Source organism: Caulobacter sp. GW821-FHT05F04, assembly GCF_059419665.1.
The window spans coordinates 447525-464175 of sequence record NZ_JBWKSF010000004.1; the positions used below are offsets into that span (position 1 = coordinate 447525).

Genomic DNA, 16651 nt, shown 5'->3' on the forward strand with positions numbered 1-16651 from the left:
GGTCATGATCAGCTTCGCGCTCGCCCTGGCGCTTTCACAGACCGGACCGCGGCCAGACGTGGTGATCGGTGAGATCGGCAGCCGAGCGTTCGTTCTGAAGTCGGTCCACCTCGATCCACGTCCCGACGATCGCCCGGTGCTGCGCGGATGGATGTGCCGCCGAGCCGCTGGCGCATCCATCCGCCGTCTCGCCGTCGCGGCTGAAGACGCGTCAGGCGCGACGATTTGGAAGAGCGCCGTGGCGACGCCCAGCTTCGCCCCTGGCCGGACGCATGAATGCCGCGTTCTGAAGATCGACTTGCCGCCGGAGATCGCGCCTCAAGCCGTACGGTGGCGCCTGGAGCGCCCTTGACTGCGGACCAGGATGCCGTCACCCCGCGCAGCAAGAGACCGAACACGGCGCTCCCGGGGCGGCGAAACGATAGAAACATTACTCAAAAACGGGTCATCGTACTCGGTAAACAGAATACGATGAGATATTCGCCAATTTAAAATTGACGAATACGTAGAACATTCAGGCTCGTCTCAGGTGCGAGTGCTAACAGCTCAGAGCAACATAACTCGCACCATCGGAAGGCAGCTGAAACGTCGGGAAAGCACAACTGCACTCAATCGAGCCAAGAAAAATACGTTTTCACCTTTGACGCGTCAGGTAAGGTCACGTCCGTCGCCGAGCTCGAAGGCAATGGTCGGTTTTCCTACGAACGGATCGACCGGAATGAGACCTACAATCGCTATGGCGATTTGGTCATCAAGCTCGAGACCGAACGTGGATCCACGGAGTGGACCGCCTATGCCGACAGCGACCGCGACGGCCTGTGGGCCGAGCTGGCCTCGGGCTATGGAGTGCCCGATATGCCGGGCCTCGCGACCCTGCTGAAGTCCGCAGCCCAGACCGTCCAGAAGCCGCCGTTGGCTCACCTCCGGAAATGCGACATTCGCCTGGGCGCGCACGGAAACGTCGGTTGCAGGCATCCCACTGTTGCACGCCGAGTTCATGCCACTTCCGCACAACCATCCCCCACCCCCGCCATCCCGCCGATCCGGCTCAAGAAGGTCGAGCAAGGCCTTCGCGCCGGTCAGTCCATCCGGGCGGTGGCCAAGGCGACCGGCGTCTCGACCGCCACCGTCCAGAGGGTCAAGCAGACCATGGCCAAGACGGTTCAGCCCCTTCAGCTGTCTCGTGTCGGGTGCGCCAAAAACCTCCGCGAAAACAAAAGCCTATTTACCCCCATTTCGCTGACCGGCGCGTTGGAAGACGTACGGCGCGCGATCTTCAACAAACCGTATCATCCAGTGGCGCACCGAGCCCGCCGACGGAATCGTATCGCCCGGCGAATGTGATCCATATCCTCGGTGCGCCACCGATCTAGCCGTCCAGGCTAGTTCCCCCGCGACAGGCGAGCGCTCGCCGGTTTCAGGAGCCCGTGCATTCCCATCCAGCGGGCGAAGGCGTCGAACCAGCCGGTGCTGGTGGTTGTCTTCTGATACATGCCAAAGCCGTGGCCGCCCTGTTCGTAGAGGTGGAACTCGACCGGCCGCTTGGCCGTCCGCCAGCTCTCGATCAGACCAAAGCCGCCATTCGCGAAGAAGGGGTCATCAGCCGCCAGCGCGACGAACAGCGGCGGCGCGTCAGCCGGAACGGTGACGGGCGCCAGCGAGCCATAGATCGTCCCGATGAACGCGGGCCTGGCGTCCTGCCCCGCGAGCGTGGTGGCCATGGTCAGCATGGCGCCCGCCGAGAACCCGACCATCCCGATCCGGTCGGGATCGACATGCCATTCGGCCGCGCGTTTGCGGACCAACGCGAAGGCGGCGCGGGAGTCGGCGATCTGCGGGGCCAGACCCGCGATGGCCTGTTCGGGATTTGGCCGCGGGCTTCGCGCCGTATTGGCGAACATCTCGGTCATGGACCGCTCGAAGCCGGGCATGTCGGCGGGCGTCTGGTTCAGGCGATACTTGAGCACGAAGGCGGCCACGCCCTTGTCGGCCAGGGCCTGGGCGACCTGCCAGCCTTCATTTTCCATGGACAGGGTGCGAAAACCCCCGCCCGGCGCGACGATGACCGCCGCGCCCGTGGCCTTGGCCGGATCGGGCAGGAACGGGGTCAAGGTCGCGACGGTGACGTTGCGCGCGAACACGCTGCCATACTGACTGTGCCAGGATTCAGCGGCGGTGGCGCCCGGCAGCGCGCCGGTTCCCAGCTCGATCGCCTTCGGCTGCGCCGGGGTCGCGATCGGCGTCATCTTGTCGGCCTGAGCCTGGACGGGCGCGGCGACGGCGCACGTCACGGCCATGGCGCCCGCGACAAGGCCCGCGCGCACCGCCCTCACCCACGCCGACCGGCGATCTTTGTTGATCCGCTCCATGGCGCAACCTCCCATTTTTGACTTTGTGACCGGTATCATTCCGGCTTTTTACTCCTACAAATAAGCTGGGCGTTTGTCACGTCCTGATGGGGAACCAAGTTTGGCTGGCGCCACGCGTTGAGAGATAAGGTTGAGAGATAAAAAAGCCGCCCGAGCCTGGCGATGTGACCGGGCTCGGGCGGGCCGCCCAGGAGGGGGAAAGCGGGCAGTCGAAAGCTCGCGGCCAAAGGACGAAAGCGGCGGAGCCTCGAAACCAAGTCCAAGGCCGCGCCACGCCCCCGATCTGTAAGACAGATTGCGGAATGGTTGCGTTAACGTAATCGTATTTACTTGAACCTGTCCAACCAATAACAGTGGCGATACCGATAGTCGTGACGCCACTGGCAGGTCCGCCCGCCCCATGGCGCTGATTTTGAGTCGAGCCGACAATCGAATAGGTAGGGTTTCAATGACGGTGGCGGGGTAGACGATTGGCCAGAAATACTGAGGGCGCCCGCGGCCCAACAATTGTCGATGTCGCGGCCGCGGCCGGTGTTTCCCCCATGACCGTGTCGCGCGTGATCAATGCCCGCCCGGGCGTGGGCCCCGACACACGCCTTGTCGTCACCGAAGCGATCCACCGCCTGGGCTACACGCCGAACGTCGCCGCGCGCAGCCTCGTGACGTCGGCGGAGCTGCGGATCGGCGTCGTCTATTCCAATCCCAGCGCCGCCTTCATGAGCGAGTTCCTGACCGGGGTCTACGAAGAGGCGTCCACGCGAGGAGCCCGCCTGATCCTGCTCAAGGGCGGCGAAGGCGGGCGTCCGCCCCAGGACGCCGAATTGAAGACCCTGATCGCCGCCGGCGTGCGCGGCGTGATCCTGGCCCCTCCCCTGGGGGAATCCCCCACGGTCCTGCAGGTGCTGCGTAAGGCGCGACTGCCCCTGGCGGCGGTCGGCGCCTATGGCGTGACGGGCGCCATCTGCGTACGGATCGACGATCGGCGGGCCGCCTATGAAATGACGCGAGACCTGATCGCCGAAGGGCATCGCCGCCTGGGCTTCATTCTCGGCAATCCCGACCAGGCGGCGAGCGCCGAGCGGTTGGCGGGGTTCTACGCCGCGGTTCGGGAGGCCGACGACGTGCAGACGATGATCGCCCAAGGCGATTTCAGCTTCACCTCGGGCCTCGCGGCGGCCGAGCTCCTGCTCGATGCGTCACCCGCGCCGACGGCGATCTTCGCCAGCAACGACGACATGGCCGCGGCCGTGGTGTCGGTCGCGCACCGCCGCCACCTCGACGTGCCCGGCGAACTCACGGTCGCGGGGTTCGATGACACCGCCGCGGCGGTCACCCTGTGGCCGCCGCTCACCACGGTGCGTCAGCCGGTTCGCGAGCTGGCCGCCGAGGCGCTCGGCCTGCTGGCGGCGCAGATCTCCGGGGCCGAGGCCCATCTGAGCGATCACCGCGACCGGGTGCTCGATCACCAGCTCGTTCGCCGGCTGTCGACCTCGCCGCCCCTGAGCTAATCGTCACCCCGACCTTCGTAGCGGAAGAAGGCGAAGTCGGCGGGCGTCGCCCTCCCTGACATGTCCTGGCACGCCATCCCCACGAAGGTCCCCGTGAAATTGGGCAGGCCGGGCAAGGACGCCTCGTCGGACAGGATGCTAGCGTCCAGCGCGTCGGGCAGGTCGCGCCAATCGTTTTCACGGTCGCCGCGCCAGGCGAACCGAAGCTGGTCCAGGTCGACCTCGACCCGCAGTTCGATCGGTCCTTCGGGCAGGCTGGCGACCAGGATCTGGAGGGTGCAGCCGCCCGCGTCCGGCGAGGCGGTCATCAGTTGCAGCTGACGCTCGCCCGCGTCGCGAGTGACGTGGAGGTAGTGGAACTTGGTGCTGTTGTAGTAGCAGACCAGCCCGGCGGCCTGCTGGAAGTCGACCGGGTCGAACGCGAGCCGCGTCGTGGCCGTGAACCGCAGATCCTCCTGGCGCCGGGCCACGAGCGCCTGACGGAAGGGACTGCCGATGGTCTCCCGTCCGTAGAGACGCAGATATCCGGGCCGGGCCGCCAGGCTGAAGAGCTCGTCCGGACAGGGCGTGCGCAGCCACTGAAATTCGGACGGCAGCGCGTCGAGGGCAAAGCCGCCATCCCACGTCTGCGCCGGCCAAGGCGCCGGCGGGAGACCAGGGGCAGCGGGCGTCGGATCGGGCGCGCCATCGACCGTCAGACTTCTGAGCCAGCCGTCCTCGCACCACCGCATCGGCTGCAGAGCCGTCTCGCGGCCCAGGACGCATCGGTGCCGGCCTGGCAGGGGTCTGCCGCACAGATAGGCCATCCACGGCGTCCCGTCGGCCAGCTCGATCAGGTCACCATGCCCGGCGCGGGCCAGCGGACCATCGCGTCGGCCGCCGGAGGACAGGACCACCGCGTCGGGGTGCAGCTCATACGGTCCAAGCAGGTGGCGTGAGCGCGCCATGACCACCGCGTGCCCCCACCCCGTGCCGCCCTCGGCCACCAGCAGGTGATACCAGCCGTCTCGCTTGTAGAGATGCGGTCCCTCGGTGAAGCCCCGGTCCGTGCCTTGGAAGATCAACTCGCGTTCGCCGATCAGGGCGCCGGTGGCGCGATCGAGTTCCTGGATGACGATGCCCGCGAACCGCGGCCTGTCCGGGCGATGGTCCCACAGCATGTTGAGCAGCCAGCTGCGCCCGTCGTCGTCATGGAACAGCGCCGGATCGAAGCCGCTGCTGTTGAGATAGACCGGGTCGGACCAGACGCCGTCGATCTGGTCGCAGGTGACCAGGTAGTTGTGGAAATCCCTCAGGGTCACGCCCGTCGCGCCGTCCAGGGTCGATTGCCCAAACCGCTTGACGTCCGTGTAGACCAGCCAGAAGCGCCCATCGGCATGGCTGAGATCCGGCGCCCAGACCCCGCAGGAATCGGGATCGCCGCGCATGTCCAGCTGGGACGCCCGCGCCAGGGGCCGGGCCGCCAGTCGCCAGTGCGCGAGGTCACGGCTGTGATGGATCTGGACGCCCGGAAACCACTCGAACGTCGAGGTCGCGATGAACACGTCGTCGCCGACTCGAACGATCGACGGGTCCGGGTTGAACCCTCTGAGGATGGGATTACGAAGCTGGGACATGTCGTTTGCGCACAAGGGTCCAGAGCAGGCCGGCGCCGACGAGGTCGAGCAGGCCGAGCATGACGAAGAAGGGTCCGTAGCCGACCTGGTCGACCAGTTTGCCCAGGGCCAGGGTGAAGATCAGGACGCCGAGATTTCCCGCCAGCCCGGCGAAGCCGGCCACCGTCGCGACCTCGTCACGCCGGAACAGGTCGGACGCCATGGTGATCACGGTCACCGACAGGGTCTGATGCGCGAAGCCGCCGACACAGAGCAGCGCCAGGGCGACATACGGATTGGCCGCCAGGCCGACCAGCGTCATGGCCGTCATCAACACCGCGCCGAGGCTGAACGCCCAGCGCCGCGCATCGATCAGGTCGACGCCGCGCTTCTGCAGATAGGCCACGACCGCGGGACCGAACAGGCAGCCCAGGTCGGCGGCCAGCCGCCGGTGCTTGGCCGGCGCCTGGTACCAGATGATCCAGGCCGCCACCCACGCCAGACCGAGCGCGCCGGCGGCGACGAAGGCTAGACGCCAGCTGCCCATCATCACGGCCCAGGCGACCAGCATCGGGGCGAACACCGCGCCGAAAGACGCGCCGATATTATAGACGCCGCCTGCGAAGCCCCGCTCGCGCGCGGGGAACCACTCGGCGATCAGCTTCTGGCCCGCAGGCTGGGCCGAGCCTTCGGTCAGGCCCAGGGCGAGACGCAGCCCGGCGAACGGCGCCCATCCCTGGGCGAAGATGTGAGCCATGGTGATCAGGGACCACAGAATGGCGCAGAGGGCGAAGCCGAAGCGCAGCCCGACACCGTCCAGGAAATAGCCCACGAGCGGCTGGAACATCACGCCCAATTGGAAGGCGCTGGTGATCCACGAATATTGCTCGCTGGAGATCGATTGCTCGCTGAGCACCATCGGCGCGGCGACGCCCAGCACCGATCGCGACAGGTAGTTGAGCACCATCGCCAGGACAAACAGGCCCAGAATGGTCCATCGGATGTAGGCGAAGCGCGGCCGTCGAAGCGCTCGACCGTCGTTCTGACCTGCTGACACGCCCCCTCCTCCGGTAACGTTATCATCCCCGATCGGCGAGAACGCCGACCCGCCTTCGTCGAGGCCTGGCGCGGTTTCACTCGCCAACCCACAACCGACTAGCGAACCAGAACGATCGTTTCAACGATAATATGTCGGAGTATTGACACCGGGGCGGCGGCCATACCAAGATCACTGATAACGTTACCATCGCGGTTGGCCATGGCGACGATCAAGCACGCAGAGCCGGTGAGCCTGCGGATAGGGAGGGAAGAGAATGAACGCCAATGGCATGACGTCCTCAGAGGGCGGCGGCGCGCATAGCCGCGCCCAGATCGAGGCTCGGAACAACACCACACGGATTCGGGACCGGATTCTGCGGTCGGCCAGCGCCGGCGCGATGACCGCGGCCCTGTTCGCGGCCGCGCCCGCCCTGGCTCAAACGGCCCCCGCTTCGGCGCCGGCCAACGACTCGGCCACGGTCACCGAGGTGGTCGTCACCGGCACGCGCATCCAGACCACGGGCTTCACGGCGCCCACCCCGACCTCGGTGATCGGCGAGGCCCAGATCCAGAACAATGCCCAGCCGAACGTCTTCGCCACCATCGTCCAACTGCCGTCGCTGCAGGGCTCGAGCGGCTCGGCGACCAACACCTTCAGCACGTCCAGCGGCCAGCAGGGCCTGAGCTCGTTCTCGCTGCGCGGCCTGGGCACGATCCGCACCCTGACCCTGCTGGACGGCCAGCGCGTGGTTGGGGCCTACTATACGGGCGTCACCGACGTCAGCCTGTTCCCGCAACTGCTGATCCAGCGCGTCGACGTCGTGAACGGCGGCGCCTCGGCCTCCTACGGTTCGGACGCGGTGGGCGGCGTCGTCAACTTCATCACCGACACGCGCTTCGAGGGTCTGAAAGGCAACGTCCAGGCGGGCGTCTCGAAGTACAATGACAACGAGCAAGGCCTGGTGCAGCTGGCTGGCGGCCGCAGCTTCGCGGGCGACCGCGTGCATGTGGTCGGCAGCGTCGAATGGGCCAAGGAGAACGGCGTCGGTCCGGGCGACTTCGGCCTGGACCTGGCGGGTGACCGTCACTGGTTCACCCAGACGACCATGATCGATCGCAACGTCCTCAATGACGGCTCGCCGCGTTACGTGATGCGCGACAACGCCCAGCCGTACGCCTACACCAAGTACGGCTTGATCACGGCCGGTCCGCTGCAAGGCATCGCCTTCGACCAGGCTGGCAACCCGTTCCAGTTCCAATACGGCTCGAACGGCGTTCCGTCCAAGACCGCTGGCGGCGCCGTCACCGGCTGCTTCCCGGGCTTCTGCGTCGGCGGCGACCTGTCCGGTAACGTCGACTCGGGCCGCACGCTGCAGTCGAAGATCGAGCGCAAGGTCGCCTACGGCCGCGTTGGCTACGACTTCGCCGAGGGCAATGAGGCCTACGTCTCGTTCAATCTGGGCCAGGTCAAGACCAGCAACCAGCCCGTCAACGGCATGAATCGGACGGGCCTGACGCTGCAGTGCTCCAACCCTTACCTGCCGACCTCGGTGCGGGACGCCTGCGCGACCGCCGGCATCACCAGCTTCCAGTACGGCGTCAGCAACGCGGTGCTGCCCAATACCAAGGTCCATACAGACCGTCGTCAGTATCGCGTCGTCGCCGGCCTGAAGGGCAAGTTCGCAGCGGTGGGCTCGGATTGGACCTACGACGCCTACTACCAGCACGGTGAAAACAAGACCGCTATCGACGTCGACCACATCATCCTGACGCCGCGCTTCAACCAGGCGATCCAGGCCACCACGTTGAACGGGGCGATCGTCTGCGCCGATCCCGTGGCGCGCGCCAACGGCTGCCAGCCGCTCAACATCTTCGGCGGCAAGCCCCCCTCCGCCGCGGCCCTGGAATATGTCCAACCCGCCGCCGGCCCGTTCCAGCGCCTGCTCATGAAACAGGACGTGGCCAGCCTGAACTTCTCGGGCGCCCCGATCGACCTGTGGGCCGGTCCGCTTTCGGTGGCCTTCGGCGCTGAATATCGCCGGGAATATTACACCGTCCGCGCGGACCCATATGGCGCCGGCGTCGCCGATCGCAGCCCCTACGGCGGCAGCTATCCGGCGGATCCGCTGCTCAACACTCTCGGCAACAACTGGCACGCGGGCAACTACAAGAACGGCAACGGCGTCTACAACGTCAAGGAAGCCTTCCTCGAAATCGACCTGCCGCTGTTCAACAACGACTCCGCCGGCCGCGCCAACTTCAACGCCGCGGCGCGGGTCACCGACTACAGCACCTCGGGCACCATCTGGACCTGGAAGGCGGGCGGAACCTGGGACACGCCGATCGACGGCCTGCGCTTCCGTGGCGTGACCTCGCGCGACGTCCGCGCGCCCAACCTGTCGGAGCTATTCGCCGCACCGGTCACCACGACCCTGCCGAACTTCTTCGATCGGGCGAACAACCGGAACGTGGTGGCGATCCAGAACGCCGTCGGCAACCCGAACCTGACGCCGGAAATCGCGCGCAATTCGCAGATCGGCGTCGTGCTGGCCAATCCGTCCTGGCTGCCAGGCTTCAGCGCGTCGTTCGACTACTACAAGATCAAGGTCGACGACGTCGTCTCCAGCCTGGGCGCGGCCCAGATCGTCGACTACTGCATCGACAAGGTCCTGCCCCAGACCTGTAGCGCCTATAACCTCAACAACCCCAACGGCCCGAACTACATCAACGTCCAGTCCTTCAACCTGGCGTCGATCAAGACCAGCGGCTTCGACATCGAGGCCAGCTATCGCTGGCAGCAACCGCTGGGCCTGTCGGGCGCCTTCACCCTGCGCGCCCTGGCCACCCACATCCGCGACTTCTGGACCGACACCGGCCTGCCCGGCACGGCGCCCGTCGACTCGGCTGGCGTGAACCAAGGCAGCACGCCGAACTGGAAGTGGCTGGCGATCCAAAGCTACGAGACCGACCGCTTCTCCCTGACGCTGCAGGAGCGTTGGTTCACCGACGGCAACTACGGCAACCAGTATGTGGTCTGCGCCCCGGGAACCTGCCCCGCCTCGACGCCCAACGCGCCGACCATCGACAAGAACTTCATGCCCGGCGCGTTCTACATGGACGTCGGCGGGACCTACAACATCCGCAAGGACGTGAGCGCCTACTTCAAGGTCGACAACCTGTTCGACCGCGATCCGGCCAAGTCGCCCAACTACGCCAACCCGGCCCTCTACGACATCGTCGGCCGGATGTACCGCGCGGGCGTTCGCTTCCGCTTCTAGATCCCCCCGACTACGGAGGTCAGGCATCCGCGCCTGACCTCCTTATTTTTGCTTCAGGTCTCTCGCCGCGGCGCTTCGATCAGCTCGAGCCCGTAGAGGACACTCGTCCCCTTGCGACCGATCAGCCTGACCTTCGAGCGCTTCTGGTCGCTGGACGGCAGGGGATAGTCGACGATGACCCAGTCGTTGCGCTTGGGTCCGGACCGACGCTCCACGGCGACTTGCTGTCCGTCGAACTCGATCGCCATCTCGCGGTTGGAGTCGTTGCCCCAATAGGTCGCGCGCAGGAAAGCGGCGCCGGGTCGACGGGCCATCGTGAACGACACCTCCGCGCCCTCGGGGATCGACCGGCTGTGACGGCCATAGAAGGTCCCCGGCTGTCCGGCCGTGGCCGTCAGCCCGTGATCGCGCTCGGGCTGCATCTCGCCGATGTGGAAGACGTCGATCCTCCGTCGCGCCAGGTCGGCCCGCTGCGCCTCGGACGCCAGATAGTCCTGACGCTGCGCTTTCCAGTCCGTCGGCGTGAAGGTCTGGAAGTAGACCGCGGTCCGCCGGTCATAGAGCGCGTTGAACGGCCGCAGGGTTTGACCCTGCCCCAGGACATCGACCGTGGCGTAGCGATGAACCCCGCCGCCCGGGACAAGGGTGTCGGTGGGCGAGGCCTTGGCCAGGAGCGCCGGCGCGGGGCCGTCGAACGGCTTGTCCGAAGTTCCGAGATCGGCCGCCAGGACCAAGGGTCCGCTGAGAAAGGCGTAGGTGGCCGGGGCGCCCTTGAGCGGCTCGGCGCGCAAGGTCATCGGCAAGGTCACGGTGATCGTATCGCCTGCCCGCCACACGCGCGTCACGCGCCAGTAGCCATCCGAAACCGGCGCGTCGAGCACCTGACCGTTCAGCGCGATCCGCGCGCCCTGCGCCCAGCCGGGGCGGCGAATGGCGAGGGTGGCAGCGGTCGCCGAAGGACGGACCACCCGAAGCACGACCTCGCCCTGCTCGGGATAGCGGGTCCGCAGTTCGAGCCTGGCGTCGCCCGGGAGATCCAGCGTCGAGGGCACAAAGAGATTGACGTAGATCGCGTCCGACCCGCGCCAGAAGATGCTGTCGGCGTGCTTGGCGTGGCTTTCCATGCCTGAGCCCACGCAACACCAGAAGCTGTCTTCCGGCGTGGAATAGTCGCGCTTGGCGCCCGCCTGAAGCGGCATGAAATAGACGAACTGGCCGGTGTCGGGCCGTTGGTGCGCCAGGATGTGATTGAGCTGGGCGCGCTCATAGTAGTCGAACAGGGCGCCGTCTGGCTTCCACGCATAGAGATGCCGCGTCAGCTTCAGCATGTTGTAGGTGTTGCAGGCCTCGCAGGTGCCCGTCGTCAGCGTGCCGCCCAGTTGGTCGGCCGGACCGAAGTGCTCGCGTTCGGAATTGCCGCCCAGCACATAGCTGTGGTGATCGACGACCGTCTGGTGAAAGAACGCCGCCGCCTCGCCATGATCGGCCTGGCCACTGGTTTCGTAGAAGCGCGCCAGGCCGACGGCCTTCGGGATCTGGGTGTTGGCGTGCAGCCCCGCCAGGGCGTCGCGACGGGCCAGCAGCGGATCGACGAAAGCCCGGTGGCGCAGCCGCTCGGCGGTGCGCAGCCAACGGGCGTCGCCGGTGATCGCATGCAGTTCGGCGTAGGATTCCAGGATACCGCCGTGTTCGACCGAGAGGACCTTCTGGACCTGCTCCTCCGAGAGAGGATCGAGGACGCCGGACAGATAGTCGGCGAGGCCGAGCGCGATGGGCAAGGCCCGGTCATTGTGGGCCAACAGGTATGCGTCGATCACCCCCGCCAGCACCTTGTGATAGGCGTAGATCGGCACCCAGCCGCCGTTCAGCGTCCAGGTGACCTCGATCTGGCCGCGGCGGACTTCCTCGAAGATGACCTTTCCGGGAACCTCCTTGCCGCCCCGGTCGGCGGTCGTGCCGCCGACATAGCCGTCGCCCTCGGCGGCCTGGATCTTCGCCATCTCCGCGAGCGTGCGGTCGAGGACGGCCGCGACGGCGGGATCGCCGGTATTGGCCACCGTCAGGCTGCAGGCCGACAGCCAATGGCCCAGGGAATGACCGGCGATGCTCTCGCTCTCCCATCCGCCGTAGCGTGGCTTGTTCGCCGGCAGGCCGGCCGACCAATAGAAGTTGTGCAGCAGCCGCTCGGGGTCCAGCGACAGCAGGTAGCGGCGGTTGGCCGCCATGGCGTCGGCGAACGGCGACGGCTCCAGCGTTACGTATCGGGCCGGGATCGGCTCGACCTTGCGCAATGACGTGGGCGTCTGGGCGGAAGCCTTGGCGCTGAACGTGACGCTCAGAGCAGCGCCGGCCAGCAGCACCGAGCGCCGGCTGGGGGTGAGGGCTTGGCCGCTCATGCGCGCACCAGGACGCCGTCGCGGGCCGCGAGGCGGACGCTTTGACCTTGCTTCATCTCGATCTCCAGGGTCGATGACCCATGAACTACGGTGTGGCGACCATCAGCCGCGGCGGTCAGCACCGCCTCGGAAAGCTTGCCGCCCGCCCAACGCACATCGACACCGACCGCGCCCCTCGCTCTCAGGCCGGTGATGTGGCCGGTCGGCCAAGCGGAAGGCAGGGCCGGCAGCAGGTAGATCCGGTCGTTGCGGCTTTGCAGGATCATCTCGGTCATGCCCGAGGTCCCGCCGAAATTGCCGTCGATCTGGAACGGCGGGTGGGCGTCGAACATGTTCGGATAGGTCCGCTCGGGGCCGAGCAACAGCCTGAGCACGTTGTGGGCGTGGTCGCCGTCGCCCAGCCGCGCCCAGAGGTTCAGCCGCCAGGCGATGGCCCAGCCGGTGGTGAGGTCGCCGCGCTTCAGCAGCGAAGTCCTGGCCGCCGCCGCCAGCTTCGGCGTGGTGTCGATCCCGATCTGGTCCGATGGGAACAGGCCATAGAGGTGCGAGACGTGCCGGTGCTGAGGCTCCTTGGCGTCGGCGTCCCAGTCCTCCTGCCATTCCTGCAACTGGCCGTCCTTGCCGATCCTGTACGGTGCCAGCTTGTCGCGCGCCGCCGTCAGCTCGGCGACGAAGGCCGCATCGGCGCCGAGGATGTCCTCGGCCTTCAGGCAGTTGTCGAACAGGTCCCGGATGATCGCCTGATCCATGGTCGGACCGGCGACCAGCGAGGAGCCATGACCATGATCGTTCTCCGGCGAGAGCGACGGGCTGGTGACCAGCACGCCGAACTTGGGATCGACGACCAGGGTGTCGAGGAAGAACCGCGCCGAGCCCTTCATCAGCGGATAGACGCGGGCCAGATAGGCCTTGTCGCGACTGTAGTCGTAGTGGTCGAAGACGTGCTTGCAGAGCCAGGCGCCGCCCGTGGGCCAGACGCCGTAGATCGCGCCGTCGATCGGCGCTGTGGCGCGCCAAAGGTCGGTGTTGTGATGGGCGACCCAGCCGCGCGCGCCGTACATGACCTTGGCGGTGCGGGCACCGGTCACGGCCAGGTCCTGGATCAGCGCGATCAACGGCTCAATGCAGGGCGCGAGATGGGTCGGCTCGGCCGGCCAATAGTTCATCTCGGTGTTGATGTTGATCGTGTACTTGCTCTCCCAGGGGGGCGAGGTCTTGTCGTTCCAGACCCCCTGCAGGTTGGCCGGCTGGCCGCCGGGACGCGAGCAGGCGATCAGCAGGTAGCGGCCGTACTGATAATACAGCGCCGCCAGCGAGGGATCGTCCGTGCTCGGCGACCGCCGGATGCGCTCGTCCGTGGGCAGCAGGTCGGCGCGGGTGCGGCCGAAGTCGACGCTGACACGACGGAACAACGCCCGGTGATCGGCCTGATGGTCGGCCAGGATCTTCGCCCAGGGCTTGCCGACGAGCCTGGTCAGCGTCGCGTTGTTCAGCGTCTTGGGGTCTCCGGAGACGTCGTCGTACCTGCGGTAGCTGGTGGCCGCCGCGATCAGCAGCACGACTTCGTCGGCATTCCGAACCGACAACACGCCGCCCTGTCCCGTCACCGCGCCACCCTTGGCGCGGACTTCCACGCGGCACTCGAACGTCAGCGCGGCGGAGATCCCCTCCCGGCTCTCATTGGCGCCAGTCAGGACCAGGACGCCGCTCTCGACCGTCGCGACGGGTTTGGACTTCAGCGGACTGGCGAAGGACAGATCGACGCTGATCACCCCCTTGCGGCTGGCGCTCAGGCGCACGGCGATGACCCCGTCCGGATAACTGCCGATCACCTCTCGGCGATAGCGTACGCCGCCGGTCCTGAAGGTCGTGGCGGCGACCGCCCCGTCGATGTCGAGGTCGCGCACATAGTCGCTACTCGCCTCGCCCAGCCCCGGGAAGTCGAGCTTCAGGTCGCCGATCGTCTGGTAGGCCATCTGCCGCCTGGGCGTACCCAGGAACCTGGCGTCGGCCAGCTTGGTGGCCCGGGCGTATTCGCCGGCGTCGATCAGGCGGCGGATCTCCGGCAGCGCCGCCAGCGCCTCCGGATTGGCCGGATCGTACGGACCGCCGGCCCACAGGGTGTCTTCGTTCAGTTGCAGCCGCTCGGACGCCACGCCGCCGAACACCATGGCGCCCAGCTTGCCCGAGCCGATCGGCAGGGCCTCGACCCACGCCTTGGCCGGCTGGCGATACCAGAGGCGCGTCGGCGAGGCCTTGGTCTGAGCGGCGCGCGCGGGCGCCGCGGTCAGGGCCGAGGCGGCGCCGAGGACGGCGAGCGTGGAGCGGCGAGTCAGCGTCATATGGCTCTCGAACAGCGGTCGAACGGGCATCGAGCACATCAGCCCTTGCAGATGCGGGCCAACGTCACAATACTCCGACAAAAGCACGACCGACCGCCAGCCTACAAGCTGGATAAGAACAACCGGATCATCCTAAAGGTTAGCGCTACCATTGCCTCATTTCGCGCGATAGGGTGGGCCAGGCCGTGACGCACGGCAACTGGGACGGGCGACTTGCCCGACATAATAAAGACCGCGCGCCGACGCGGCAGGAGACAGGAAACGCCATGTTCGCCCAAGCTTCGCCAGGCCGTCGATCGCGGCGACCGTTCCATGGACGGATGTTGAGCCTGGCCTCCGCCCTGGCCTTGCTCGCCGGATCGGGCCATGCGCAAACGCCAAAGACGGTCTCGAACGCCGCGCCGACGGCGGCGTTCGATTGGTTCGAATACGAAGGCGCGGATCCGTCGGACGCGGCCTTCAAACCCACGCCGAGCCAGTACGCCAATCCGATCCTCAAGGGCACCTATCCCGACCCGGCGGTCATGCGCGTCGGCAAGGACTTCTATTTCGTCAGCTCGACCTTCGCCTGGTTCCCGGGGCTGCCGATCTTCCATTCGACGGATCTCGTGCACTGGAAGCAGATCGGCAACGCCATCGACCGCCCAGGCATGCTCGACTTCGGGCGTCTGGGCCTCTCGCGCGCGGTGTTCGCCCCGACGCTGAGCCACCACGACGGCACGTTCTACCTCCTCAACACCTGTGTCGACTGCAAGGGCAACTTCCTGATCACGGCGAAGGACCCCAAGGGCCCCTGGTCCGACCCGGTGTGGCTGCCGACGGTCGAGGGCATTGATCCGTATCTCTTCTTCGACGACGACGGCGGCGCCCTGATCGTCTTCAATGGCGAGCCGCCCGGCCCGGCCGAGTACAGGGGCCACCGCGCCATCTGGGCGATCGCCTACGACATCAAGACCGGAAAAACCGTCGGCGAACGCAAGCTCCTGCTGGACAAGGGCGTCAATCCCGCCGCCAAGCCCATCTGGCCAGAAGGTCCGCACATCCTGAAGAAGGACGGCTGGTACTACCTCATCGCGGCCGAAGGCGGAACGGCGGAAGGCCACAGCCAGGTCGCGCTGCGCTCCAGGAGCGCCTGGGGACCATATGTTCCGTACCCGAACAATCCAATCCTGACCCAGCGCGGCCTGCCGAAAGACCGTCCCCTGCCGATCACCTCGGCTGGCCATGCCAACCTGGTCGACACGCCGGACGGAAAGTGGTGGGCGACCTTCCTGGCGGTGCGCCCTTACGGCGATGACCTCTACAACACCGGCCGGGAGACCTTCCTTCTGCCTGTGGAATGGAAGGACGGCTGGCCGATCATCCTCGAGAACGGCAAGACCATTCCTTACGTCCACGCCAAGCCGGATCTGCCGGAGATGACGCCCAGGCCGCCGCCGACGGCCGGCGCCTTCAAGGTTCGCGACGAGTTCGACGGCAAGGCCTTGCCGCTCAACTGGGTGACCATGCGGATACCTCGGGAGCGCTGGTGGCGACTGGACAGTGGCAAGCTGATCCTGACCGCGCGGCCCGAGACCATCGGCGGCATGACCCAGCCCTCCTTCTGGGGACGGCGGCAGCAGCACCTCAACGCCAGCGCCGCCACGGAAATGCGCTTCCGCCCGACCAAGGTCGGCGACAAGGCCGGCATGGTCGCCGTGCAGAACGACGACCACTTCTTTTTTCTGGGCCTGGAGCGAAACGCCCAGGGACAGGACGAGATCGTGCTCGAACGCCGCACCGGCCCCAACGACCCGGAAAGCGGCGTGAAGATCGCCAGCGCGCCGGTGGCCCTGAAGGCGGGTGCGCCCGTGTGGCTGAAGATCACCGCCCGGGGCGGCGCCTACGACTTCTCGTACGCCCTGGCCGCCGGACAGTGGAAGACCCTGAAGGCCGAAGAGGATGGATCGATCCTCTCGACCAAGAAGGCCGGCGGCTTCGTGGGCGCTCTGCTGGGCGTCTACGCTCACGACGGCGGCGCCCAGGGCCAGTGAACACCGACGCGGACTTTTGACCAACGGAAGACGGCGCCGAGGCGACCGTCAGCGATGCGCCCAGAGGCGCCGAGGGGAGACAAGATGACCAG

General features: G+C 66.8%; 10 protein-coding genes. 5 read left to right on the top strand and 5 right to left on the bottom strand.

What is annotated here, in order from left to right; genetic code table 11:
- The first annotated feature begins 4 nt into the window (after window positions 1-4).
- Both AC07R7_RS13640 and AC07R7_RS13645 read left to right on the top strand, forming a co-directional pair.
- Complete coding sequence (locus tag AC07R7_RS13640) at window positions 5-352, top strand: hypothetical protein (RefSeq protein ID WP_494635513.1); 348 nt, start codon at window positions 5-7, stop codon at window positions 350-352.
- A 392-nt stretch (window positions 353-744) separates the two neighbouring features.
- Window positions 745-1344: a hypothetical protein gene (locus AC07R7_RS13645; protein WP_494635514.1), complete on the top strand. Its 600-nt coding sequence runs from the start codon at window positions 745-747 to the stop codon at window positions 1342-1344.
- 38 nt (window positions 1345-1382) lie between these two features.
- Here the strand turns inward: AC07R7_RS13645 and AC07R7_RS13650 are convergent, their stop codons facing one another.
- Window positions 1383-2369: an alpha/beta hydrolase gene (locus AC07R7_RS13650; RefSeq protein ID WP_494635515.1), complete on the bottom strand. Its 987-nt coding sequence runs from the start codon at window positions 2367-2369 to the stop codon at window positions 1383-1385.
- 506 nt (window positions 2370-2875) lie between these two features.
- On the opposite strand from AC07R7_RS13650, the gene AC07R7_RS13655 reads away from it, so the two are divergent.
- Window positions 2876-3877 carry a LacI family DNA-binding transcriptional regulator gene (locus tag AC07R7_RS13655; protein WP_494635602.1) on the top strand — a complete coding sequence of 334 codons (1002 nt, stop codon included), beginning with the start codon at window positions 2876-2878 and terminating at the stop codon, window positions 3875-3877.
- On the opposite strand, the gene AC07R7_RS13660 is transcribed toward AC07R7_RS13655, so the two are convergent.
- Together AC07R7_RS13660 and AC07R7_RS13665 are read right to left on the bottom strand one after the other, a co-directional pair.
- Window positions 3874-5493, bottom strand: a complete 1620-nt coding sequence (locus tag AC07R7_RS13660; protein ID WP_494635516.1) for a glycoside hydrolase family 43 protein — start codon at window positions 5491-5493, stop codon at window positions 3874-3876. The two genes, AC07R7_RS13655 and AC07R7_RS13660, sit on opposite strands and share 4 nt — an antisense overlap.
- Window positions 5477-6439 carry an MFS transporter gene (locus AC07R7_RS13665; RefSeq protein WP_494635603.1) on the bottom strand — a complete coding sequence of 321 codons (963 nt, stop codon included), beginning with the start codon at window positions 6437-6439 and terminating at the stop codon, window positions 5477-5479. Before AC07R7_RS13665 ends, AC07R7_RS13660 begins: the two co-directional genes overlap by 17 nt.
- 469 nt (window positions 6440-6908) lie before the next feature.
- Here AC07R7_RS13665 and AC07R7_RS13670 point away from each other — a divergent pair, with 469 nt between their 5' ends.
- A complete protein-coding gene (locus AC07R7_RS13670; protein ID WP_494635604.1) occupies window positions 6909-9788 on the top strand; it encodes a TonB-dependent receptor domain-containing protein in 2880 nt (959 codons plus the stop codon).
- A gap of 53 nt (window positions 9789-9841) precedes the next feature.
- Here AC07R7_RS13670 and AC07R7_RS13675 read toward each other — a convergent pair whose 3' ends face one another.
- Window positions 9842-12184, bottom strand: coding sequence for a beta-L-arabinofuranosidase domain-containing protein (locus tag AC07R7_RS13675; RefSeq protein ID WP_494635517.1), 2343 nt, complete (start codon window positions 12182-12184; stop codon window positions 9842-9844).
- Window positions 12181-14526, bottom strand: a complete 2346-nt coding sequence (locus tag AC07R7_RS13680) for a glycoside hydrolase family 95 protein (protein WP_494635518.1) — start codon at window positions 14524-14526, stop codon at window positions 12181-12183. Before AC07R7_RS13680 ends, AC07R7_RS13675 begins: the two co-directional genes overlap by 4 nt.
- A gap of 320 nt (window positions 14527-14846) precedes the next feature.
- On the opposite strand from AC07R7_RS13680, the gene AC07R7_RS13685 reads away from it, so the two are divergent.
- Window positions 14847-16559, top strand: coding sequence for a glycoside hydrolase family 43 protein (locus AC07R7_RS13685; RefSeq protein WP_494635605.1), 1713 nt, complete (start codon window positions 14847-14849; stop codon window positions 16557-16559).
- The last annotated feature ends 92 nt before the right edge of the window (window positions 16560-16651 follow it).